This window comes from Phenylobacterium sp. (genome assembly GCF_035276905.1).
Taxonomy (GTDB): Bacteria; Pseudomonadota; Alphaproteobacteria; order Caulobacterales; family Caulobacteraceae; genus Phenylobacterium.
Map to the genome: position 1 here is coordinate 1 of NZ_DATELG010000110.1, position 23,365 is coordinate 23,365.

The 23,365-nt window shown below is 71.4% G+C and carries 22 protein-coding genes; 8 read left to right on the plus strand and 14 right to left on the minus strand.

Annotation, left to right across the window (positions count from 1 at the left end; genetic code table 11):
• On the minus strand, positions 1-1,235 hold a 1,235-nt coding region (locus VJS38_RS04915; protein WP_324087035.1), incomplete at its 3' end, for an ABC transporter permease.
• Positions 1,232-1,927 carry an ABC transporter ATP-binding protein gene (locus VJS38_RS04920; RefSeq protein ID WP_324087036.1) on the minus strand — a complete coding sequence of 232 codons (696 nt, stop codon included), beginning with the start codon at positions 1,925-1,927 and terminating at the stop codon, positions 1,232-1,234. The genes VJS38_RS04920 and VJS38_RS04915, both read right to left, overlap by 4 nt.
• 55 nt (positions 1,928-1,982) lie before the next feature.
• Here VJS38_RS04920 and VJS38_RS04925 point away from each other — a divergent pair, with 55 nt between their 5' ends.
• The gene (locus tag VJS38_RS04925) at positions 1,983-2,636 is read left to right on the plus strand and encodes an arylesterase (RefSeq protein ID WP_324087037.1); all 654 of its coding nucleotides are present in this window, start codon (positions 1,983-1,985) and stop codon (positions 2,634-2,636) included.
• A 15-nt stretch (positions 2,637-2,651) separates the two neighbouring features.
• Here VJS38_RS04925 and VJS38_RS04930 read toward each other — a convergent pair whose 3' ends face one another.
• Both VJS38_RS04930 and VJS38_RS04935 read right to left on the minus strand, forming a co-directional pair.
• Complete coding sequence (locus VJS38_RS04930) at positions 2,652-3,239, minus strand: sugar transferase (RefSeq protein WP_324087038.1); 588 nt, start codon at positions 3,237-3,239, stop codon at positions 2,652-2,654.
• A 262-nt stretch (positions 3,240-3,501) separates the two neighbouring features.
• Positions 3,502-3,693 carry a hypothetical protein gene (locus VJS38_RS04935; RefSeq protein ID WP_324087039.1) on the minus strand — a complete coding sequence of 64 codons (192 nt, stop codon included), beginning with the start codon at positions 3,691-3,693 and terminating at the stop codon, positions 3,502-3,504.
• A 20-nt stretch (positions 3,694-3,713) separates the two neighbouring features.
• On the opposite strand from VJS38_RS04935, the gene VJS38_RS04940 reads away from it, so the two are divergent.
• The 6 genes from VJS38_RS04940 (at position 3,714) to VJS38_RS04965 (ending at position 11,274) form a co-directional block, all read left to right on the plus strand.
• Positions 3,714-3,902 (plus strand): hypothetical protein, encoded by a 189-nt coding sequence (locus tag VJS38_RS04940; protein WP_324087040.1) that lies wholly within the window; start codon positions 3,714-3,716, stop codon positions 3,900-3,902.
• 196 nt (positions 3,903-4,098) lie between these two features.
• Positions 4,099-4,806, plus strand: coding sequence for a polysaccharide biosynthesis/export family protein (locus VJS38_RS04945; protein ID WP_324087041.1), 708 nt, complete (start codon positions 4,099-4,101; stop codon positions 4,804-4,806).
• 234 nt (positions 4,807-5,040) lie between these two features.
• A complete protein-coding gene (locus VJS38_RS04950; RefSeq protein ID WP_324087042.1) occupies positions 5,041-7,254 on the plus strand; it encodes a GumC family protein in 2,214 nt (737 codons plus the stop codon).
• Between the two features lie 14 nt (positions 7,255-7,268).
• Positions 7,269-8,189 carry a glycoside hydrolase family 16 protein gene (locus VJS38_RS04955; RefSeq protein WP_324087043.1) on the plus strand — a complete coding sequence of 307 codons (921 nt, stop codon included), beginning with the start codon at positions 7,269-7,271 and terminating at the stop codon, positions 8,187-8,189.
• Positions 8,186-9,718, plus strand: coding sequence for an O-antigen ligase family protein (locus tag VJS38_RS04960; protein WP_324087044.1), 1,533 nt, complete (start codon positions 8,186-8,188; stop codon positions 9,716-9,718). The genes VJS38_RS04955 and VJS38_RS04960 overlap by 4 nt, the downstream gene beginning before the upstream one ends.
• Positions 9,715-11,274 (plus strand): oligosaccharide flippase family protein, encoded by a 1,560-nt coding sequence (locus tag VJS38_RS04965; RefSeq protein WP_324087045.1) that lies wholly within the window; start codon positions 9,715-9,717, stop codon positions 11,272-11,274. Before VJS38_RS04960 ends, VJS38_RS04965 begins: the two co-directional genes overlap by 4 nt.
• Positions 11,275-11,312: 38 nt before the next feature.
• Here VJS38_RS04965 and VJS38_RS04970 read toward each other — a convergent pair whose 3' ends face one another.
• From VJS38_RS04970 to rlmJ, 9 genes are all read right to left on the minus strand, one after another.
• Complete coding sequence (locus VJS38_RS04970; RefSeq protein WP_324087046.1) at positions 11,313-12,299, minus strand: glycosyltransferase family 2 protein; 987 nt, start codon at positions 12,297-12,299, stop codon at positions 11,313-11,315.
• Positions 12,296-13,390 (minus strand): glycosyltransferase family 2 protein, encoded by a 1,095-nt coding sequence (locus tag VJS38_RS04975; protein WP_324087047.1) that lies wholly within the window; start codon positions 13,388-13,390, stop codon positions 12,296-12,298. Before VJS38_RS04975 ends, VJS38_RS04970 begins: the two co-directional genes overlap by 4 nt.
• Positions 13,391-13,616: 226 nt before the next feature.
• The gene (locus VJS38_RS04980; protein WP_324087048.1) at positions 13,617-14,825 is read right to left on the minus strand and encodes a glycosyl transferase family 1; all 1,209 of its coding nucleotides are present in this window, start codon (positions 14,823-14,825) and stop codon (positions 13,617-13,619) included.
• A gap of 81 nt (positions 14,826-14,906) precedes the next feature.
• Positions 14,907-15,587, minus strand: coding sequence for a cytochrome b/b6 domain-containing protein (locus tag VJS38_RS04985; RefSeq protein WP_324087049.1), 681 nt, complete (start codon positions 15,585-15,587; stop codon positions 14,907-14,909).
• Position 15,588: 1 nt separating this feature from the next.
• The gene (locus VJS38_RS04990; RefSeq protein ID WP_324087050.1) at positions 15,589-16,083 is read right to left on the minus strand and encodes a cytochrome c; all 495 of its coding nucleotides are present in this window, start codon (positions 16,081-16,083) and stop codon (positions 15,589-15,591) included.
• 59 nt (positions 16,084-16,142) lie between these two features.
• Complete coding sequence (locus VJS38_RS04995) at positions 16,143-18,269, minus strand: AsmA family protein (protein ID WP_324087051.1); 2,127 nt, start codon at positions 18,267-18,269, stop codon at positions 16,143-16,145.
• Positions 18,270-18,342: 73 nt separating this feature from the next.
• Complete coding sequence (locus VJS38_RS05000; RefSeq protein ID WP_324087052.1) at positions 18,343-18,903, minus strand: sugar transferase; 561 nt, start codon at positions 18,901-18,903, stop codon at positions 18,343-18,345.
• 73 nt (positions 18,904-18,976) lie between these two features.
• Complete coding sequence (locus VJS38_RS05005; RefSeq protein WP_324087053.1) at positions 18,977-19,372, minus strand: hypothetical protein; 396 nt, start codon at positions 19,370-19,372, stop codon at positions 18,977-18,979.
• A gap of 78 nt (positions 19,373-19,450) precedes the next feature.
• Positions 19,451-20,272, minus strand: coding sequence for a 23S rRNA (adenine(2030)-N(6))-methyltransferase RlmJ (gene rlmJ, locus VJS38_RS05010; protein WP_324087054.1), 822 nt, complete (start codon positions 20,270-20,272; stop codon positions 19,451-19,453).
• A gap of 72 nt (positions 20,273-20,344) precedes the next feature.
• Between rlmJ and VJS38_RS05015 the strand changes: the two genes are divergently transcribed.
• Positions 20,345-21,475, plus strand: a complete 1,131-nt coding sequence (locus VJS38_RS05015; RefSeq protein ID WP_324087055.1) for a DNA topoisomerase IB — start codon at positions 20,345-20,347, stop codon at positions 21,473-21,475.
• Positions 21,476-21,573: 98 nt separating this feature from the next.
• Here VJS38_RS05015 and VJS38_RS05020 read toward each other — a convergent pair.
• Positions 21,574-23,365: TonB-dependent receptor (locus tag VJS38_RS05020; protein WP_324087056.1), on the minus strand; the 1,792-nt coding region annotated here is incomplete at its 5' end.

Sequence of the window (23,365 nt, forward strand, 5' to 3'; positions counted from 1 at the left end):
GCCAACGCCGCGAGGCCCGCGCCCGACAGGCCGGCCCCGATCGCCTCCGGGCCGAGGCGCACGCGCGCGCTCAGGTCGCTGCGGAACAGGCTGGCCGGCGGGGTCGCGCGGGCGCGGCCGAGCGGCGCCAGGGAAAAGGCCGCCGCCGAGAGCAGGCCGAAGGCCGCGGCCTTCACCAGCGGCCCGGGATAGACCGCGAACAGCGCCGGAACCGGCAGGTCGTTCTTCACCAGCGCGCCCAGCGCCAGCGGGGCGGCGGCGCCGATCGCCAGGCCGATGGCGACGCCGAGGATCGCCAGCGCGGCCACCTGCAAGAGGTAGATGTTGCGCACCAGGGCGCCCTCCGCCCCCAGGGCCTTGAGCGTGGCGATCGCCGGCTTGCGCGCCTCCAGATAGGCGCTGACCGCGCCGAACACGCCCAGGCCGCCGGCGACCAGCGAGGCCAGGCCGATGAAGCCCAGGAAATATTCCAGCTGGTCGATCAGGCGGCGGATCCCGGGCGCGGCGTCGTTACGGTCGCGCACTCGTCCGTCCGGGACCTCCACCGCCTTGGCGAGCGCCGCCTTGCCCGCGGCGAGCGCAACGCCGGGCTTCAAGGCGATGCGCGCGGTCTCGCCGAACGGCAGGCCGGGGGCCGCGAACCCGCCGCGCTCCACGGTCTCGATCCTTCCCAGCACCCGCGGGCCGAGCGCGAAGCCGCGCGACAGGCGGTCGGGCTCCTGCAGCAGGACCGCGCGGGCCACCACCGGCAGGTCGCCGACCAGGAAGCGGTCGCCGAGCTTCAGATGCAGCCGGTCGAGCAGCGCCTGCTCCACCGCCACGCCCGCCGCGTCGCCCTCGGGCCTGAAGGCTTCGGACAGCGAGCGCGCGCCGGCGAGCTCGACCTTGCCGGCGAGCGGATAGCCCTCGCTCACGCCGCGGATCTCGACCAGGCGGCGCTCGCCCGACGGCGCCTCGGCCATGGCGCGGTTGGCGAGCGCATAGCTCACCTGCCCCAGGCTCGCCATGCCCGCCTGTTCCGCGGGGGTGAACCTACGCTGGCGCACCGAGACCGCGAGATCGCCGCCGAGGATCTCCCTGGCCTGGCCGGCCAGGCCGTGGCGGAAGGCCTCGGCGGTGGAGCTGGCGGCGGCGATGGCGGCCACGCCGAGCGCCAGGCAGGCCAGGAAGATGCGGAAGCCGCGCACGCCGGCGCGCAGCTCGCGGCCGGCGAAACGCACCGAGAGCGGAATCATGCCGCCTGGGCCACCTGGCCGTCGCGCAGCCGCACCGCCCGGTCGGCGCGCTCGGCCAGGCCCTCGTCATGGGTCACCAGCACCAGCGAGGCGCCGGTCTGAGCCGTGAGGTCGAACAGAAGGCCGGCGACGCGCCGGGCGTTGGCGGCGTCGAGGTTGCCGGTGGGCTCGTCGGCGAAGATCAGCTGCGGCGATGGGGCCATGGCGCGGGCCAGCGCCACCCGCTGCTGCTCGCCGCCGGACAGCTGGTGCGGATAGTGCCGCATCCGCGCCGAGAGGCCGACGCGCTCCAGCCAGTGCCGCGCCGTCGCCGCCGCGTTCGGCGCACGCGCGATCTCCAGCGGGGCGGCGACGTTCTCCTCCGCGGTCATGTTGGGCAGGAGGTGGAAGGCCTGGAAGACCAGCGACACCCGCCCGCGCCTCAGGCGCGCGCGGCCGTCCTCGTCGAGCCGCCCGAGGTCCTGTCCGAACAGCAGCACCCGTCCGCCGCTCGGCTGCTCGAGGCCCGCGGCGACGGCGATCAACGACGACTTGCCCGAGCCGGAGGGGCCGACCAGGGCCACCCGCTCGCCGGCGGCGATGCGCACGGCGAGGCCGCGCAGGATCTCGACCGGCCCCGCAGCCGACGGCAGGGTCAGGGACAGATTCTCCAGCACCAGCGGATCGGCCGCGTCGGACCCAAATACGGACAAGGGGCGCTCTCGTGCGTTGGAGGCGGAACCAGCCTTTCCTAGATAGGGCGCCTGCATGGCCGACACATCCGTCCTCTCTCGCCGCCTGGTCCTCGCCCTCCCCGTCCTGGCCTTGCCCTTCCTTGGTCTGACCAAGCCGGCTGCGGCCGCGCGCGGCAAGGTGGTGACGATCCTCGGCGACTCCATCACCGCCGGCCTTGGCCTGCCGGCGGCCGACGCCTTGCCTGCCCAGTTGCACCGGGCCCTGAAGGCGATGGGCGTCGACAGCGTGGTCCGCGGCGCCGGCGTCTCCGGCGACACCACCGCCGGCGGCGCGGCGCGGATGGATTTCAGCATCCGGCCGGAGACCGCCGTGGTCATCGTCGCGCTCGGCGGCAACGACCTGCTGCAGGGCGTCGACCCGCGGGTGATCCGCGCCAACCTGGACAAGATCCTGAACCGGCTGGCGGCGCGCCACATGGGCGTGGTGCTGGCCGCGGTGAAGGCGCCGCCGGAGATCGGCCGCGGCTATGCCCGCGACTTCGACGCCGCGTTCGCCCAGGCGGCCAAGGCGCATCGGGTGGCCTTCATCCCCAACCTGCTGGAAGGCGTCGACCGCAATCCCGCGCTCAAGCAGGCGGACGGCCTGCATCCGAACGCTCAAGGTGTGAAGGTGATCGTCAGGCGCCTCGCGCCGGCGGTGGCGAAGACGATGGCGGCGCAGCCCTGACCGGGGCCGCCCGGTTCAGTAGGAGCCCCGCCGCGCCAGCACCGCCGGCACCGTGCAGGCGATGATGTAGGCGTCGAGGCCGAAGCTGCGATGGCGGGCGTAGATGCAGTCGAGCGCCACGCGAGTGCGGTAGCTCGTGTCGCTGCGGCCGCTCACCTGCCACAGGCCGGTGATGCCGGGCTTGACGGCGCAATAGTCGCGGAACCGGCGCCCGTACTTGGCGACCTCGGCTTCCACGATCGGCCGCGGCCCGACGATGCTCATGTCGCCGCGCAGCACGTTCAGGAACTGCGGCAACTCATCGAGGCTGGTCTTGCGCAGGAAGGCGCCCAGGCGGGTGACGCGCGGATCACAGCGCAGTTTGTGGTCCTGCTGCCACTCGGCCCGCGCGGCCGGGTCGGACGCGAGCAACGCCGCCAGCCGCGCCTCGGCGTCGATCGCCATGCTGCGGAACTTCAGGCAGTGGAAATAGCGTCCGTTCAGGCCGATGCGGCGATGCGCGAACAGGATTGGGCCGCCGTCCTGGGCGTAGATCGCCATGGCGACCAGCAGCATCACCGGAAGCAGAAACACCAATGCAGCAATCGCGACGACAATATTCATCGACGTCGTCAGCATCTTGTCGGCAGAATAACCCTCGGAAGCTCCCCTGGAGCTCGACTCCGCAGTCTGAGCGTACGCGATTTGGAACATATGGTGATTTCGGAAGCAATTTGACGGAGCCATCTCCGCCATGACCGGCCGAACAACTCACGGCTACGGTTACTGGTTCCGCGACAATATCTTTATTTAAGAATTTGCTAAAAATGCAACGCCGCTGAGCAAATGAGGTGGCGCACACGAATTGACCCGAGCAAGGCGGCTCTCAGGCCAACCCCTGGCCGCCGTCCTCGAAGGGCGCAGCCCGCTTCAACGTCATCTCCACCGCGGCCTGGGCCCGGTCGCGGCTGGCGTCGGCGCCGCCCGCGATCGTAACGCCGTCCTCGTCATATACGCTCCACCGCCAGCCTTCCTCGACCTGGCAGAGCGAATAGGCGAATGACGGCGCTGTCTGCATCGCGGGCCTCCGGAGACCTCTTGAAACAGTTTCCCGAACTCGGCCACGGGGAAGTGGTTTCCCGTCCGGCCGTCACATTTTCGCAACTGCAGCAAATTGAGCGCCAGTCGATCGGCCCCGCATTGAACCGTATGGACGGCCGCCGCTGGATCAGCGCGCATTCGTTATTCGTCCTGCCAAATTTTAAAGCGTTCACGCGGCTGCGATGACCACCCTCCCGCCTGGACGCGGCGACCGGATCGCCGGTTTTGGGTCCTGCGCCGCGCCCGGAAGCAACAAGCTTCACTGAATTCGCCGAACGGGGGCGCGCGGCGGGAACGGGCGAAGCTCCACGGAGTTGGTGTTGGGCGGTCGCGCAACCGGCGCGCCGCAAATCGTCTGGTCGCGATTTCGAGGTGGAACATCATGCGCAGGCGTCTGCCCTCGCTCACAGCCGCGGCGGTCATCGCCCTTAGCGGCGCATCGTCCCTGGCCGATCCAGCCAGTGCGGCGACGTCACGGGACATGCCGCCCCCGGACTCGATGTCCCAGGCGCAGAGCGCAGGGGATTACAGGATCGGTCCGCAGGACATGCTCGACATCAATGTCTCGCAGGTCGAGGAGCTGTCGAAGCCGGTCCAGGTGGACACCGGGGGCAACATCCTGCTGCCGCTGGTCGGCCAGATGAAGGCCGCCGGCCGCACCCCCGCCGAGCTGTCCGACGACATCGCCACGGCGCTGAAGAAGAAGTACATGAAGGACCCGCAGGTCGTGGTCTCGGTGAAGGACGCCCAGGGGCAGAAGATCACCGTCGACGGCGCTGTGGGCCAGCCTGGCGTCTACTCGCTCAACGGCCCGACAACCTTGATGCAGGCGGTGTCGCTCGCGAAGGGCGCGGACCCGCATTTCGCCAATGTCCATCGGGTGACGATCTTCCGCACGATCAACGGCGAGCGCCGCAGCGCTCTCTATGACCTGGCGCAGATCCGCTCCGGCCACGCCCAAGATCCGACGGTCTACGGCAGCGACATCGTCGTCGTCGACACCTCCGGTTCGAAGAGCTTCTTCAACAATTATTCCGGCGCCTTCGGCAGCGGCGTGGGCCTGCTCGGCATGCTCATCCGGCCGTGGTGACGACGGCTTGGGCCGGCGGAACCTGGGGCGCCTGATGCGCCTTGATCTCAGGAACCGCCCCGCCCGGTCAGGGTTATTGGCGACGCTAGTTTTTCCGAAGTTTGGTGGGGCCTGGGGGCCCGTCGAGGAACGCGCGATGAGAAGGGACCCGAAGCCCGGACGCGCCATGCTTGAAGGGAAGCCCGCGAGCATCCCGGTCCCCTGCTCCGCCGTCATGACAAACGCAGGTCCCAAATGAATACTCTCATACCGATCGCGCATGAGTTGCCGGCCCATCCGGGACAGGCGTTCCGGCCCATCGAGCCGGAGAAGATGCATCTGCGGCAGCTCTTCGGGATCCTGTTGCAGCGCGCAAGGCTGGGCCTCGCCGTGGCGGGCGTCGTCTTCGTGCTGGTGATGGCCGCCTTCGCCCTGAAGACGCCGACCTATTCGGCGATGGGCGCCGTGGTCATCGACCCCTCCCACGCCAACCTCGCCCAGGCCGACCAGCGGCAGCAAGGATGGCTGCCGCCGGACACCGGCGCCGTCGACACCGAAGTCGAGGTGCTCCGCTCGCCCGCCCTCGCCGAGGCGGTGGTGAAGCGGCTCAAGCTGTGGAACGATCCGGAGTTCAACGCCCAGATGCGGCCCAGGCTGTTCGGCCTGGCGCCGGCGGCCCAGCCGATCGCCCAGCCCGACAAGGAGCTGCTGGCGGCGACCACCGACGCGCTGATGAGCCACCTGTGGGCGCGGCGGGCGGGCCTGACCTATGTGGTGCAGGTCGGCGCGACCTCGACCTCGCCGCGCAAGGCCTCGATGCTGGCCAACGTGGTCATGGACACCTACCTGCAGCGGCAACTCGACGGCAAGCTGGAGGCGGTCACCCGCGCGAACAAGGAGCTCGGCCTGAGCCTCGAGAAGATGCGCGCCGACGCCGAGGCGGCCCAGGCGCGGGTGCAGCAGTACAAGAACGAGCACGGCCTGTTCAGCGCCGAGGGCGCGACCATGGCCGAGCAGGAAATGTCGAACATCAACCAGCAGCTGGCGATCGCCAAGGCCGACGCGGCGGAGAAGGCCTCGCGCCTGGCCGCCGCCCAGGCCCAGCTGGCCAACGGCAACGGCGGCGCCGACGTCGGCGCGGCCCTCGGCTCGAACACCGTCCTGGAGCTGCGCAAGCACGAGGCCGAGCTTTCGGTCAAGCTCGCCCAGCTGCAGACCGACTTCACGCCGGAATATCCCGAGGTGAAGCGCACCGCCGCCGAGCTGAAGGACATCCGCGCCCAGATCCACGGCGAGATCACCCGGATCCTGTCGAGCCTGCGCGCCGAGGCCCAGGCGGCGGCGGGCCGCGAGCACTCGTTGCTGGCGAGCCGCGGCGCAGCCCAGGGCGGCCTCGCCGCCAACGGCCAGGCCCAGGTCGGCCTGCTCGCGCTGCAGCAGCGCGCCGACGCGGCCAAGCAGATCTACGAGGCCTATCTGAACCGCGCCAAGCAGGTGGCCGCCGAAGGCAGCCTGCAGCAGGCCGACGCCACCGTCAGCTCGCTGGCCCAGGTTCCCACGGCTCCGTCCTCGCCCAACATGAAGCTTGGCGCGGCCATGGCGCTCCTAGCCGCCCTGGTCTCGGCCGGCGCGGCGATGCTGATGGCCGAGTTCTGGGACAAGCACCTGCGCTCGCGCCTCGACGTCGAGCGCGAGCTGGGCGTGCCGTTCGCCGGCGTGCTGCCGGACTTCCGCTCGGTCAAGCCGAAGGGCCTGCGCGGCCCGGGCGCGGAGCCGGCGGAATACCTGGTCAGCCACCCGTTCTCGGGCTTCGCCGAGGCGTTCCGCAACCTGCGGGCCTTCCTGATGGTCAGCGCCCGCGGCGACGACGCCAAGCTGATCGCCGTCACCTCGGCGGTGCCGCGGGAAGGCAAGAGCCTGACCTCGTTCTGCCTGGCCCGGACGCTCGCCCTCTCCGGCTCGCGCGTGGTGCTGGTGGACTGCGACCTGCGCCAGCGCGGCACGACGAAGCTCTCCGGCCACCAGGACGTCGGCCTCGTCGAGGTCGTCCAGGACAAGGTCCCGCTGAGCGAGGCCCTGATCCACGACTCCAAGAGCAACTGCTTCATCCTGCCGGCCGCGGGCAAGTCGGTCCCCTACGACCTGTTCTCCAATCCGGAGACCGACGACGTCCTGCGCCAGCTGTGCGAGCAGTTCGACTACGTGATCCTCGACGCCCCGCCGATCCTGGGCGTGGCCGACGCCCGCATCCTGGCGGCCAAGGCCGACCGGGTGCTGTACCTCGTGCAGTGGAACAAGACCCCGCTGCGCGCCGCCCAATCGGCGGTCGACATCCTGCAGGAGTGCGGTGCGAACGTCGCCGGCGCGCTCCTGACCAAGGTGAACGTCAAGGATCAGGCCCGCTACGGCTACGGCGACTCCAGCGACTACTACGGCTACTTCAAGAACTACTACATCGCAGCGGCCTGAGAGCAGGCCCGGCCATGTACGACTGCTCCCAGACATTGGAGCGCCGGGAGCGGCCCAGGCGTTTTGGCGCCGCGCTGCTGGCGGGGTTCCTGGCGCTGAGCCTGACGGCCTGCCTGAAGGTCAGCGCCCCCGCGGCGGCGGCCCCCACCGGGCCGCTCCAACAGGCGCCCGACGGCCGCCGGCTGCAGATGACCTTCGAGGACGAGTTCGACAGCTTTCGTCCCTGGCGCAACGGCCACGGCGTCTGGCGGACGGTCTTCAAGGACGGCCGCGCCGACGACCCGGAGCTGCGCACCCTGACGAGCAACCACGAGTTGCAGCTCTACGTCGACCCGTACATGCCGATCGGCGTCAGCGGCGGCGAGGCGGCCCAGGCGCTCGACCCGTTCGTCGTCAAGAACGGCGTGCTGGACATCGTCGCCCGGCCGACCCCGCGCGGGCTGACCCGGGCGCTGGGCGGGTTCGCCTACACCTCCGGCCTGATCACGACCCAGCCGTCCTTTTCGCAGACCTACGGCTACTTCGAGATGCGGGCCAGGCTGCCGCGCGGCAAGGGCGTGTGGCCGGCTTTCTGGCTGCTGCCGGCCGACCTCAGCTGGCCGCCCGAGATCGACGTGATGGAGAGCATCGGTGATCCCGCCGAGGTCTACACGACCGCCCACTCCAACGTCGACAAGACGCCGACGACCAAGACCGAGATCAGCTCCGAGGGCTTCCATACCTTCGCGGTGACCTGGGATCGCCGGAACATCGTGTGGTACGTCGACGGCCGCGAGGTGAAGCGCCAGCCGACGCCGTCCGACATGCACAAGCCGATGTACATGCTGGCCAATGTCGCGGTCGGCGGCGACTGGCCGGGGGCGCCCGACGCCACGACGCCGTTCCCCGCGCGGATGAGCATCGACTACATCCGCGCCTACAGGTTCGCGCCATGACGCTCTCCTGGGACAGCCTCGGCCCGGCCGGCGCACGCCCGCGGCGCATCCGCGGCGGCGAGATCCCGACGCCCAGCGCGACCAGCTGGCGCGTCCAGCAGCGCCAGGCGCGCGCGCAGATCGCCGCCTGGCGCACGGCCGCCGCCACACCGCCGCAGGAGACGCCGACGTTCGGCTTCCGGCTCGCGGGCATGTGGATCGACGGCGACGCCATCTTCGCCTTCGGCTTCTTCCTGCCGATGGTGTTCCTGGTCCAGTTCGCCACCCTGGGCGCGGCGATGATCGCCGGGCTGACCCCGATCTACCTGTTCTGCCGCCGCAAGGAGCTGGTGCGGATCATGACGCCCCGGCTCTTCCTGTTCGCCTTCCCGATGGTGGCGGTCGTCTCGGTCGTCTGGTCGGAGACGCCGAAGGACACCACGAAGTTCGCGCTGGAGTTCGTGGTGACGGTGATCGCCGCCCTGCTCATCTCCTCGGCGTGCAACCAGCGCGCGGTCCTCAAGGCGATGGTGCTGGCGTTCCTGATCTATTGCGCCGACGCGGTACTGACCGGCGGGCAGGTCAAGGTCGGCGCCGGCGGCGAGCACGCCTTCTCGGGCCTGACCAGCTCCAAGAACCTGATGGCCGACATCGCCTCCACCGGGCTGATCGTCTCGCTTGCGGTGATCGTGATGGCCGCGCGGGCGCGGGACGCGGTGTGGGTGGCGATCGGAGGCGTCGCCGTCCTGGTCGAGCTCTATTGCGTCGTCGGCGCCCGCTCCGCCGGCGCGGTCCTTGGCCTGGTCATGGGCCTGACCCCGCTGGTGGTGCTGAGCGCGCTGGTGCCGGCCGGCCGCGCCCTGCGCGCCTGGCTGACGTCGATGGTGGCCGTGACCCTGCTCGTCATCGGCCTCAACTTCCGGGTCATCAGCCAGGCGATCATCGACCTCAGCCTCAGCGTCTTCGACAAGGATCCGACGCTGACCGGACGCACCTACCTCTGGTACCGCGCCTTCGACCTGATCCGCGAGAAGCCGGTGCTGGGGCGCGGCTACTTCTCGTTCTGGCTCCAGGGCAACATCGACGCCGAAGGCCTGTGGCGCTACGCCGGCATCACTGAGCGCAGCGGCTTCAACTTCCACAACACCCTGGTCGACCTGCTGGTCACCGTCGGCTGGCTGGGCGCCGCGGTGCTGATCGTCACCGTCCTGATCGGCGCATTCGCCCTCGTGCGCCGGTTCGTCAACCAGCCCAGCCTGGCGCTGGTGTTCTGGATCTCCGTCCTGCTCTACGAGCTGTCGCGCACGCCGATCGAGACCCTCGGCATCCAGCCGTTCTATTTCTCGACCACCCTGGTGTTCGGCGCGCTGGCCGCCGGGTTCGGCCGCAAGCCGCCGCCCCACAAGACCGCGCATCGCCCGATCCGCACGGCGGCGCCGGTACAGGTGCAGCTCGTCGACTATGCGAGCGACGAGGCGTGGGCCAACCCACGGCTCGCCCCGGCGCGCGGATCGCTGCGGCTCAAGCGGCGGCAAGAGGCCGGCGGATGACCATCGCGAACCCGACGCGAGGCCGTCGCAAAGGCCCGCGTCAGGGCCTGCTGCACCGCTCCTCGCTGGGCGCCCTGGCGATCAGCGGAGCGGGGGCGCTGCGGCTCGCCTTCCAGTTCGCCGTGCTGCCGATCCTGGCGCGGATCGTGGGACCGGGCGAATACGGGCTCGTCTCGCTGGCCATGCCGTTCATCCTGCTGGCCAATGTCGTCGCCGACGGAGGCCTGGTGCTGGCGCTGGGCCGCCAGCGCGACGCCAGCCCGGCGCTGGAATCGACGACCTTCTGGATCGCCAGCGCCGTCGGCGCGGCCCTGGCCCTGCTCACCTGCGCTGCGGCCGTGCCGATCGGCGTGGCCATGCGCGAGCCCCGGCTGCCGGTCCTGATCGTGGCCCTGGCGCCGATCCTGGTGATGAACAGCCTGACCGTCGTCTCGAACGGCCGGATCATTCGCGAGCGGCGCTTCGCCCTGTTCGCCGCCGGCGACCTGATGTCCGCCGTCGCCGGCGCGGCGACCGCGCTCGTGGCCGCGATGCACGGCTGGGGCGCCTGGAGCCTGGTGGCTCAGCAGCTGGTGCTGTGGGTCTGCAAGCTGGCCTGGCTGACCCTGCGCGGCGGCGTCCGTATCCGGCTGATCTTCCGCTTCGAGGAGGCCCGCGGGGTGCTGGTCTTCGGCGCCAACAACCTGGGCTCCATGCTGGCGGACTACATCTCGCGCAACGTCGACAACATGATCGTCGGCGCAGCCCTCGGGGCCACCACGCTTGGCTACTACGCCATGGCCTATCAGGTGATCCGCGTTCCCGACATGCTGATCACCGGGCCCTTCTACTACTACATCTTCACCGCCCTCTCCCGCGCCGAGCACTCCGGCGACCGCACCGCCGTCCAGCGGCTGACCGAGGGCTGCCTGCGGCTGGGCTCGGCGGCGCTCGCGCCGCTGTTCTGCGGCCTGGCGCTGACCGCCGACCTGGCGGTGCCGCTGGTGCTGGGCCCCAAGTGGCTGGCGGCGATCGAGGCGCTGCGCTGGCTGGCGGCCGCGGGCTTCGGCTTCTGCGTCTGCTCGATGATGGCCGCGATGCTGACCGGCGTCGGCCGCGCGAGCCTGCAGTTTCGCCTGTCGATCTTCCTGGGGGCGGTGACGGTCCTGACCGTCGGCGGCGGCGTCCATTTCGGCCTCGAGGCGACGTCTGCGTCGCTGGCCGGCGGCATGGCGCTGGTCAGCGTCTTCTACATCGACCAGCTGTCCCGCGACCTGAAGACGCCCCGCCGCGCCCTGTTCGCGGCGTTCGGCCCCGCCGCAACCGGCTGCGTCGCCCTTGCCGGCACGCTTCTGGCGGTCCGCCGCCTGCTGCGCCACGAGCCGCCGAACGTCGTCTTCGTCCTCTCCCTGCTCGTCGGCCTCGCCGCCTACGCGCTCGTCGTCTGGGCCCGGTCGCGCAATCAGCTGCTCGCCGACCTGCGGGCCTTCGCCAGCGCCCAGGAGGACGCCTCGCCGCCGGACAGGCCGGAGGAAACGGCGAACACGGGCAACGCCCAGCTCACTCCGGCGGCCTAGATGTTCAGTTCCGGCAGCGCGCTGGATCCTGCCGGACGTCAGGCGATGGCCGGCGCACGGGTCCTCGGGCGCGGCGCCTTCATCCGCCCGGCCAGCCGCTTCACCCGCGCCTCGATCGGCATCGTCAGCAGGGGCCAGACGCCGGGCCGGGCGAGCGCCAGGGTCAGGGCCGGGGCGAACTCGCGGGCCTTCAGTCGCGCGATCAGCCGATCATAATCCAGGGCCCGCTCGAGGGAGCGGATGCGAACGCGCTGTGCGCGGACGACCGCAGGACCGTGCGCGGCGACCTGGGGATTAAGGCCGAGGTCCGCCGCCAGCATCGCCTCGACGTTCTCCCGGCGCAGGACGCTGGAGATCGAGGTCGCGTGCTTGCGGTAGCAGTAGAGGGCGCGCGGCGTGAGCCGCATGCGCGCCCCGTTCAGCAGCAGCCGCAGGACGAGGTCGTAGTCCTCGCCGATCCTGAGGCGCTCGTTGTAGCGGACGGCGCCCAGCGCCGAGGCCCGGAACAGCGGCTTCAGGTAGCCCAGGTTCGGCCTGCGCGCATAGATCGGGCCGCTGGCGATGTAGTCGGCCAGCGAGATCCAGCGCCGCTCGGCGTCCTCGCGGATCGCCAGGAAGGGGCGCCGGGCGGCCTCGCGGCCGTCCTCGAAAAGCGTCAGGTTGTCGGCGACGATGTCGCACTCGTCGGCCTCGCCGCGGACGACGAGTTGTTCGAGCCGGTCCGGCGCCATCAGGTCGTCGCTGTCGAAGACCGCGATCCAGCGCCCGCGGGCGACGGAGAGCGCGCGGTTGCGGGCGGCCGCGGGGCCGCCGTTAATCTCCTGCCGCAGCACGCGCACCCGCGGATCGCCGTCGGCGGCGCGGGCGATCTCCTCCAGGCTGTCGTCGGTCGAGCAGTCATCGACGATGATCAGCTCGAAGTCCGCCAGGGTCTGGTCGAGGATCGACCGCACGGCCGCCGCCAGGTGAGCCGCGCCGTTGTAGTTGGCGGTGACGACCGAAACGCGCGGACGCGCAGCGCTCATGAGACAGCATGCCTAGCCGGCGCCCGGAGCTTGCCCATCCAGCGCTGGCCGCCGTGGGCCAGCAGATGCGTCCAGAAGCCGGCCGACCAGGCCAGGTGCATGATCATCGCCGCCGGCCCGGCGAGCAGGACGGCGGCGTCGCCCTGGAGCAGCGCCAGCGCCGCGCCGAACGCCACCGCCCCCGCCGCCCACGCCAGGGCCGGGACCGCCAGCGGCCAGAACAGCGGCGACAAGAGCGCGCCCAGCGCCGCCGGCGCCACCGCCAGCGGCAGGACCTGCCGCAGCTTCAGCGGGACGTAGTGCTTCAACGCCGTGCGCGCCCGCCCCTTGCCGTAGCTGAAGTACTGTTTCCAGAGCGCCGCCGGCGTGCCGCGGGGGTGATAGCCGATGCGCACCTTGTCGGTCAGCCAGATGCGCCCGCCCTGCCGGGTCAGCCGCAGGTCGAACTCGGCGTCCTCGTTGTGGCTGAAGGTCTCGTCGTAGCCGCCCGCCGCCTCGAAGGCGGCGAGGCTGAAGAGCGCATGGTGGCCGTGGTCGACCCAGCGGCCGGCGCCGCCTACCCGGTGCGGCGAGCCGCCGGCGCCGAGCAGCGTGTTCTGCGCCGCAGCCGCCCCGCGCTGGAAGGGCGTCACGCCCACCGTCAGCATGGAGACCACGACCGAGCTCGCGCCCGTCCGCAGGGCTTCGGCGATCAGGCTGGAGGCGTAGTTCTTCGGATAGTCGGCGTGGGCGTCGACGCGCACCAGCCAGGGCCGGTCGCCGCCGACGGTCGCCGCGGCGAGGTTGAGACCGGCGCTCTGCAGACGGCTCGGATTGTGGACCAGCCGCACGCGCGGGTCGCGGCGGGCGATCTCGCCGACGATCGCGCGGGTGCCGTCGCGCGAGCCGCCGTCGGCCACCACCACCAGCGGGTCGACCAGGCCGTCGTCGTCCAGCACCCGGGCCAGCACCTTGGCGATCACGGCCGCTTCGTTGAGCGTGGGGATGACGATCAGGGCGCGCTTGCGCAGGTCCGCCGCGGACGCTTCGAGCGCGGCCGAAGTTGCGCGCTCACGTGGCGCGAAGGATAGCGGTTCGACCGGCGCGGACAATTCCGCGCAAGACTTGGTTCGGCGCGCAGGCGTCGAGCCGGGAACCTTTGGGTTGAGCATACGCCTCAGTCCGAACTGCGCTTTTGACCAGCGTCACGCGGCGAAGCTTTGCACGTGACGCGGGTCAAACCTCCCCCGGAAAATATGGTTCCCGCGGATTTACCATGGAGCGAAGGCTTTCAACTGCCGGGCATCAGATGAGAAGCCGCATTGCGCCTCAGAGGCGTTACAGCCCAGGCTGTTGCAACTGGGAGTTGCTTCTCGGGCGCCGCTGCGGAGCCGCGGCCAGCCGCGCCGGACGGACGTCGACGGCCCTGCGGATCGCCTCGACCAGCGCCCGGCAATCGGCCTCGCCGGCGACAAAGGCGCTGGCGGGCGCGCAGGCCAGGCCCCGCCGCAGCTGCTGATAGTCCGCCGCCGTCAGGCGCTCCAGCACGCTCTCCAGCTTCGCAGGCGAGCTGAGCCGCAGGCCCACGCCGAGCTCGGCCAGGAAGCGTCCGGTCTGCACGCCGCCCAGAGCGATCGGCGCGGCCCCGTAGCGGCTCGCCTCGTAGACCCGGTTGGGCAGCAGCCAGGCGGAGTTCTGCCCCTCCTCCATGTAGTCGATGGCCCAGGCGAAGTGCGCCTGGGCGTAGAGGCCGGGCAGGTCCTCGGCGGCGTAGGGACCGCCGAAGCGCACGTTGGGGGTCGCCGCCACCTGGGCGTCGAAGTCGGCGAACTCGGTGTAGGCGGGCCGGCCGCGGATCGCCACCTCGACCAGGTCCGGCCGGCGCCGCGCCAGATCGGTCAGGATGTCCAGGCTCTTGCGGCAGCGGATCGCGCCCATCCAGGCGATCCGCCAGGGCGGCCCGGACGGCAGCCGCGCGGCGCGCGCCGGCTTCTCCGAGCCAAGCTCCAGCACCTTGTTCTCGACCAGGAGGGTGCGAAGAGCGATGTCGCGGCCGACGCCCTGCCGGGCGGCGAAATAGGCCTCGAGGAAGGCCGGCGAGCTGACGATCAGCAGGTCCGAACGCCGCAAAAGTACGCGCTCGAAGGCGCGCATCCCCTTGCTCGCCGGCCCCTCGCCCAGCATCAGCCGGTGGATGTCCAGGCATTCGTAGACCAAGGGCCCAGCGAGCCGGCACGCCCGCCGCGCAGCGCTGGCCACCGCCAGCATCTCCAGCGTCCGCGCCATCACCCCATGGACGCCTTCCAGCGCCGCACGCCAACGCCCCGCGGTCAGGGCCGCCAGCGCCGTGGCGCGCGCCCGGTGGCCCAGCCGGCCGTCATAGGTGCGGCCAAGGTCGATCGCGGGCGCGCCTTCGATCGCCTGCGGCGGCGCCTCGGTCCGCCGAAAGCCGAGCACCACCGGAGAGGCGCCGCCGGCCTGCAGCATCCGCACGCGGCGGCGCACCGCCGGGTCCGTCAGGTCGTGGACGAAATAGGCAAGCTTCACGTGGCCGGATCCCCTGCGCCGCCGTCGAGACGGTTGAACAGGAAAAACGCCCAGGCCGGCCTGTTGGCGCCCTGGCTTCCGTCAGAAACGCAGGCCCTTGGCTGTCCACCAGGCGAGGGCGGCGGCTGCGAGCGCGACCACGACCGCCCGCCACAGCGGCGCGAAACCGATGTCGGGATGGCCCTTGAACCGGCCCTTGCCGGTGACCATCGGCCCCACCAGGTCGGCCTTCTTGTAGACCGCGTAGAAGACGATCGCCGCCAGGTGCAGGGCGACCAGGATCTGCAGGGCTGAGAAGCTCATGTGGTGCCACCTGGCGAACTGGCGGCCGGCGTCGAAGCCGACCCGGTCCGACAGCGGGCCGGACTCCAGGCCGTCGACGTCCACGGTGAACAGCCCCGAGACCACCTGCGCCACCAGCGCCGTCAGGATCGCCAGCACGCTCCAGGCGCCCAGCGGGTTGTGGCCGTGGGACTCGGTGTGGCTGCGCGACGGCAGGGTGCGGATGTAGGCCAGCGTCTCTGCGGGATGCTTCACGAAGTTGGCGAACCGCGCCGTGCCGGAACCGACGAAGCCCCAGATCAGCCGGAACGCCAGAAGTCCCAGGATGGTGAAGCCGGCCAGGCGGTGCCAGTCCATGCGACGGGTCTCGGCCGCCCACCAGGCGAAGCCGATCAAACAGACCAGAGCCCAGTGGACGATCCGCGTCGGACCGTCCCAGAGCCGCGCGCGGACCGTCGGCGCCTCAGTCCCGTGGTTCATCCTAGTCCTTGTCCGGCACGCGGAACTTGTCGTGGCAGCCCTTGCAGGCGCCGCCGGTCGCCTGCACCTGCGCCTTGATGGCGGCCACGTCGCCGCCGACGGAGACCTGCTGCAGCTTCGCCGTCTCTGTCTGCAGCTTCTGCACCGCTGCGGCGAAGCCCTTGGGATCGCTCCAGATCTCCGGCTTGGCGTCGGTCTTCACCCCAGCCTCGGGCCCCGTGCCCTTCGGGAACCAGCTCGCCTCCTGGCCGGCCAGCGCGTTCATCTTCTGGGCGTTGGCGCGGATCACCGCCTTGTCGGGCGCATCCTTCTTGAGCTCATCGAAGATCGCCTTGAAGGCCCCGCCCAGCTGCTTGAAGCTCTGGTGGCGAGCGACCACGGCCTTGGCGGCGGGCGTGTCGGGGACGTCGCCCATGTGCTCATGCGCCAGGGCGGCGCCGGCGATCATCGCGACGCCCGCCGCGACCGCAGCCGCTCTACCGAACCGAAAGCCCATGGACCGTTCTCCGCCTGGATGAAATCGAGCGGGACTTTGACGGCGCGTGGCCTGCGCCGTCAACCGCGGGCGGCGGTCTTCACCGGCGCGCCCTGGTGGCCGGCCTCGGCGACCAGGCCGACGCAGTTGGCGTCCTTGGCCAGGCCCGGGTCGATGAACGGCAGGATGGCCGCCAGCGGCGACAGGAAGGCGCCGAGCGCCGCGGCCGCTCCACCCTGGGCCAGAGCCGGCCCCGGCTGGACGCCGAGCTTCGGATGCAGCAGCGAGCCCTGGGCCGTGACCGGCGCCAGCACCCGGACCAGCTGGAACTTCTTCGGATGGCCCTGGGCCCTCAGGTCCAGCTTCTCGTCGCCCATGGTGATCGAGCCGGAGCCGGTCACCAGCACCGGGCCGGTGTCGAACACGATCCGGTCGGCGCGGAACACGCCGTCCACCGCCCGGAAGTGCGCGACGCCGCAGCGGATCGGCGTCGTCTCCTGGTCCTTCGACAGCAAGAGCCCCAGGCCCTTGACCACGTCGACGCCCATCAGCTCGGCGAAGGCCCGGCGGATCTCGCCGCTCGGCACGACCGCCATCACCTCGCCGTTGGCGCTGGAGAAGGCCTTGTGCACGGAATCGCCCGCGCCGTGCAGCTTGACCCGACCGACCAGCGAGCCGGCGAACGGCTGGCCGCCGCCGAGATGCAGCGGCAGCAGGGTTTCCAGGCGCGCGTTGGTCAGCCGAAGGTCGAGGTCGGTGCGCGGGACGTCCTTGCGCGCGTCGAGCCGGGCCGAGCCGGCGATGCGGCCCTGCGGCAGCTCGAAGGCGAGCGGATCGGCGGTGAGCACGCCGGCGTTCAGCTTCACGTGCGCCGAGCCGGACTGCAGGTTGACCGGGGAGTTGTGGATCGAGGCGGCCTTGTAGGTGACGTCGGCGTCGAGGCCGCGGATGCGGTCGACCTTCAGGGTGGCGTCGGGCAGCAGCCGCTGCTGGCGCTGCATGATCTGGGCCGTGGCGACCTGCGTCGGGGACGCCACCTTGCCGACCTTCGGCCCGCCGCCGAAGAGAGGCGCGGTGTCGGCGAAGTCGAGGCTCTTGCTATGCAGGTCGGCGGTGAGCAGCGGCCGCGGCCGCCGGTCCACCATCTCCAGCCGTCCGGCCAGGTCGGAGCTGCCGACCCGGCCGCTGATCCCGTCGATCCGCCAGGTCTGCCCATCACGCGAGAGCCGGCCCCGCAGGTTGTAGGGCGGGGTGTTCGGCAGGGCGACGCCGGTGATCCCGTAAAGATCGGCGAGGTCGGGACCGCGAGCCGTGGAGTTCATGTAGAAGTGGCCGAGGTCGAAGGGCCGGGGCACCTCGCCGCGGGCGGTGACATAGGTTTCGCCGGCGCGGATGTTCGCATCGAACGGATAGGGCTTGGCCCGGTCGATGTTCAGCAGCGGCCCCCCGGTCACCAGCAGGGTGAAGGGCTGGGCGTTGAGCGTCCCCTGCCCGCGCATCTCGAAGCCGCGGTTCTGCGCGCCGAACTCCTCGCTGGCGTTCAGCGTCCCGGTGAAGTTCAGCTTCTTGTCGACGTCCCGATAGATGACGTGCCCGCCGTCGATGATGAAGTCGCGGATCGGCGGCAGCTTCATCGGCTGGCCGGGGTTCTTGCCGTCGGAGAAGTCCCAGCTGGACCGGCCCTGGGCGTCGCGCAGCAGCGCCACGTGCGGCTGGTCGAAGCGGAGCAGCGGCAGGTCCAGATGGCCCCCCAGCAGCGGCAGCAGGCGGATCTGCACGGAGATGCGGCCGATGTCGGCCATCCGGTCCTGGCCGACCGCCTTGGAGGAAGCCCAGTGAGGGTTGGCGATGTGGACGCCGTCGACCGTGGCGCTCGGACGCCAGGAGAAGGGATGGACCTTCAGGTCGCCGGAAATGGTCACTTCGCGGTGCATCCGCGCCGAGGCGACGCGCGCCAGCGGCCCGCGGAACCAGTTCCAGTCCCAGACCGCGATCAGGATGGCGACGGCGATCACCAGCAAGCCGAGCACGGCCCCGGTCCAGGTCATCGCCTTGCGGCTGGGCGTCTTGATGTGCGCGTGCCCGAACCGTTCGCGCGTCCAGGCGCGCGCGCGTGTCAGCGGGCGGCGCTGGCCGGAGCGGTCGGCGCGCTCCTGGGCCTCTCGTCGGCCGCCGGGCTGCGGATTGGGATGGGCGTCGTGAGACACGGGTCGGACTCCAGAGCCGCCCCCCGCAAGCCGAATGAACGCCCCGCCCCCGGGATCGAGTTCCCTTCGGATCCTAATGGCTCACGCCGCGCCCCGTGACGGCGATCCAGGCGGTGGCGGCCAGGATCTTCAGATCGAACACCAGGCTGCGCCGCCGCAGGTACTCGACGTCGAGCTGCACCTTCTGCGCGATCGGCAGCTCGTCGCGGCCGTTGATCTGCGCCCAGCCGGTCAGGCCCGGTCGCAGCCGGTGGACCCCGCCGGCGGTGCGCAATGCGACCAGGTCGTCCTGGTTGAACAGCGCGGGCCTCGGCCCCACCAGGCTCATGTCGCCGACCAGCACGCTCCAGAGCTGCGGCAGCTCGTCCAGGCTGGTGCGGCGCAGGAAGCGGCCCAGGGGCGTGATCCACAGGTCAGGGTCGGCCAGCAGGTGCGTGGCCACGTTCGGCGCGCCCACCCGCATGGTGCGGAACTTGGGCATGCGGAACTCGACGTTGTTCCGCCCGATCCGGCGCGACCAGTGCAGGGCCGGCCCCTTGCTCTCCAGCGGAACGGCCACGGCCAGGAAGAGGAGGACGGGCGAGCCCAGCACCAGGCCGGCGAGCGCGCCTGCGATGTCGACCGCCCGCTTCAACCTCTACCCTACGCTCCCGGCCGACCCGAGAGGCTGGAGCGCCATTTAGGCCGGGAGTCGGGCGCGGGCCAAGTCAGTGCGGCTTGGCTTCCGCCGACTTCGGCTTCTTCGGCCGCGCGGGCGGCGGCGGCGCCGGGACGAACTCGGCGTCGAGAACCGGTTCCTCGATGAGTTCGACGGCCGGCGCCGGGGCGGGATCCGCAGCCGGATCCGGATCCGGAGCTGCGGCCTGCGGGACGATCTCCCGTGCTTCGACCGGCTCCGGCGCCTTGACCGGCGGATCCGGCGGGGCCGCTGCGACCGCCGTCGGCGACGGCGTCGGCAGCCAGCGGCTCATCCACCACAGGGCCACGCCGGTGAGGGCGACGCCGGTGAAATAGCCCCAGAGCGGCGTGGCCGCGCCGATCATCATCTGCGGCCGGAACAGAGGGGGGGGTTGCGAGGACCAAAGCGACAGGGTTTCCGACACGGGCGAGCTCCTGCGTCTATGCTGCGACGCACACTACCACGAGTCCCATCTCGCAGACGCGAAATGTCGTCGCAGCAGCTATAGCCGGTAGATTCGCGCCGCGCCCCCGTCGCCCAAAGTCTCCGCCGTCCAGCCGCAGATCCGCGTGAGGCCGTCGACGGCCTCGCCGGCGTCGCCGACCAGCACCAGGGCGCAGCCGTTCATCCGCAAGGGGTCGTCGAGCGGCCGCATGCGCGTCTCCGCCGCCAGGATCGGCGCATCGACCGCGTCCTCGAGGTCGCGCAGGAAGGCGTCGAAGGTCTCGAGGTCCTTGAGCGGCAGCCAGACCAGGACCCGGGCGGCTGCGTTCTTGCGCCGCACGGCGGCGACCGTGCGCACCACCTGGACGTAGTCGTCCCCGCGCTCGAACGGCGGGTCGATCAGCACCAGCACCTGGCCGGCCCCAGGGCTCCGCTCCGCCGCGAGCGCGAAGCCGTCCGCGCAGAGCGCCTCCGCGTCCGGCCGACCCAGCAGGGCCTTGCGCAGCGCCGCATGCTCCGATGGCCTGAGCTCGCAGCCGATATAGCGGTCCTGCGGGCGTAGCGCGTCGGCGACCAGCCAGGGCGAGCCGGGATAGCGCCTGGTCGGCCCCCCGCCGTTCAGCCGCTTCATCGCCGCGAGCAAGGGCGCGAACTCCGCCGGCGCGTCGCGCGCCTCGCTCAGCCGCCCGACGCCGGCCGCCGCCTCGCCCGACCGCTGCGCCTCGGGCCCGGCCAGATCATAGACGCCGGCGCCGGCGTGGGTGTCGATGACGGTCAGCGGCGCGGGATCGGCGGCGCTGGCGATCAGCAGCTGCAGCAGGGCGGCGTGCTTCACCAGGTCGGCGAAGTTCCCGGCGTGGAAGGCGTGGCGGTAGTTCAACTGTGCTCCGCAGGCGGCGAGTAGGAACCGGCCCAGCGCATACCACGTTGGCCGCGGGCTGAAGGAGCCGCCTTGACCAAGACGCCCGCAAAGACGCCCCCAGAAGCGGCCGACGCCGCTTCACTGCCGCCGGAGGGCCTGGGCCAGGCCAGGGCGGCCGGGCTGGCCTATGTCGGCGACCACGTCCCGGGGATCGGCCGGCGCCGGTTTGGGGCGGGATTCAGCTATGTGGACGTCGACGGACGCCCCTTGCGCGACGAGGCGATCCTCGAGCGGATCAGGAGGCTGGCCATTCCGCCCGCCTGGACCGAGGTCTGGATCTGCCCCTCGCCGAACGGCCACATCCAGGCCGTCGGCCGCGACCAGCGGGGCCGCAAACAGTACCGCTATCACGCGCGCTGGAAGGCGGCCCGCGACAGCTGCAAGTACGACCGCCTGGTCGCCTTCGGCCGCGCCCTGCCGCGGCTGCGGCGGCGGATCGAGGCCGATCTGCGCCGCCGCGGCCTGCCCAGGCGCAAGGTGCTGGCCGCCGTCGTCCGGGTGATGGAGATCACCCTGATGCGCGTCGGCAACAAGGAGTACGCGCGCCACAACCGAAGCTTCGGCGTGACCACCCTGCGCGACCGCCACGCCCACATCGGCGACGGCCGGGCGATCTTCGAGTTTCGCGGCAAGAGCGGCAAGATCCACCGCACGGGTTTCCGCGACCGCCGCCTGGCGCGGATCGTCAAGGCCTGCCAGGACCTGCCCGGCCAGCAGCTGTTCCAGTACCTGGACGAAGACGGCGCGCGCCACGCCGTCGAGAGCGCCGACGTCAACGCGTACATCCGCGAGGCCATGGGCGAGGACTTCTCGGCCAAGGACTTCCGCACCTGGGCCGGCACGCTCGCGGCCGCGCGCGCCCTGATCGCCGCCGAACCCTGCGCCAGCGTCGCTGAGGCGAAGCGGACCATCAACACCTGCGTCAAGGCGGTGGCGGGCGTGCTCGGCAACACCGCCGCGGTCTGCCGGGCGGCCTACATCCACCCCGCGGTGCTGCAGGCCTACGCCGACGGCGCCCTGGGACTGAAGCCGCCGCGGAGCGACCGCGCCTTCGAGCTGGCGGTGCTGCGCTTCCTGGAGGCCGCGCGCGAACGCGATGCGGCGGGCGCAGAAAAGGCCACTCGGGCAATGGCGCGGGAGCGTCCTTCCCCGGCGCCCTAGACCATTCGCCGCCGAAGTGGACGCCGGTTCGGCGCAGCGAATGGTCTAACTTCAAAAACTTATGAGCGTTCGGCGGTTCATTCGAACCGCCGAATGCTCTAGCGCCGGTACGCCACCCCCACCCGCACCATCCGCGGCGCCGCGTAGCTCGTCGTCCCGTCGGCGGTCTGGCCGACGGCGATCTTGGCGTCGCCGAGGTTCTCGACTGCGAAATAGACGTCGGCGCCGAGGGCGAGGCGCCAGGCCGCGCGGGCGTCGGCCTGGAAGCCGGCCTTCAGTTTGCGGGAGTTCAGGTCGTCCTCGTAGCGCAGGCTCTCGTAGCGCAGCTCCGTGGAGAGGCCGAGCCGCTCGATCGGCCGCCACTCGAGCCCGCCGGTGGCGGTGAAGGCCGGAGCCTGGGCGGGGCGCAGGCCGGTCAGCTGCGGCGCAGCGCCCTTCCCCTCGACCCGGGCGTGAGTGTAGGCGAAGGCCGCGCGCCAGCCGAGCTTCGCCGCCGCCTCGCCAGAGGCATCGCCCTCAAAGCCCCAGGCGTTGATCGCGCCGACGTTCTGCCGCTGGCGCAGCGTCCCGCCGGCGGGGATGAAGCCCGCGACCGGAAAGGTCCCGGGCCCCGCCCCGATGGTCACGTTGGTGATCGGGTCCGACAGGCGGTTGTAGAAGGCGGTCAGCGACCAGTCGGCCACGCCCGAGCCGCTCAGCCCGCCTTCGACGCCCAAAAGCCGCTCCGGCTTGAGCGACGGATTGGCCTCGGTCACGTCGTTGCCGACACGGAACGGCCGATGCAGCTCGTTCAGCGTCGGCGGCCGGAAGCTGGTGTAGGCCGCCCCGCGCAGCCACAGCTGCGGCGTCAGGCCGTAGCGCAGGCCTGTACGCGCCGTCGGGGCGACGCCGTTGGAGCCCCGCGGATGTTCGTCGAGGGTGAGCGCACGGGTCTGCAGGTCCTGCTCGTGGCGGATGGCGTCGCCCGCGTTCCAGGCGTCGACGCGCACGCCGCCGGTGAACAGCCAGGGGTTCGAACTCCAGTCGGCGTCGAGATAGACGCCGGCGACGCTGGTCTCGCCGCCGGCCTTGCGCAGCCGGGTGAAAGTCCCGTTCATGAAGCGGAAGCGCTCGAACTCCACCCCCTTGGCCAGCCGCGCATCGGCCCCCGCCTCCCAGCCCAGGGCGCCAGCCCCGCCCTGCAGCGCGGCGTTGACGCCATAGCCCTCGGCCGGCGTCGAGTACTGGTCGTTGGCCGGCGTCGCGCCGCCGCGGTCGGCGGCCACAGCGACCGAGGTGTTGGAGAAATCGCTGGCCCGCATCCAGGCCTGCAGCCGCCAGCCGTGGGCGTCGGCCGCGCGCGGGCGCGCCAGGGTGAAGGTCGCCGTCGCGCCCGAAGCGTCGGAATAGGCGCCCTGCAGCCCAGAGCCGCGCCGTTCGTCGTAGACGCCGAGCCGGGCGGAGCCCTCGACCTCGCCGAAGGCGTGCTGAAAGCGCACGGCGTAGGCGGCGTCGCGCAGGTCGAGCCGGGTGTCGGCGGCGCCCGCCGACGGGGGGCGCACAGGGGTGTAGCCGTTGCTGCTTTCGCCGCTGGCGGTGATCAGGATGCCCGGCCCGCCGATCGCGACCGCGCCGCGCCAGCTCGACCGCTCGCCCGCCGATATGTCGAGCGCCTGCAGGCCGCCGCCGGTCGGCCGCTCCTGCAGGGCCACGACGCCGGTCAAGGCGCCCGCGCCATAGGGACCGGCGCCGGCGCCGCGCACCACGGCGGCGCCCGCCAGGCCCTCGGGCGGCAGCGAACTCCAGATCACCCAGCCGCCGAAGGGATCGTTCTGCGGCGCTCCATCCAGGGTCACCAGGGCGCGGCCGGCGCCTGACGGGGCGATGGCCCGCAGCGACAGGCCCTGGGTG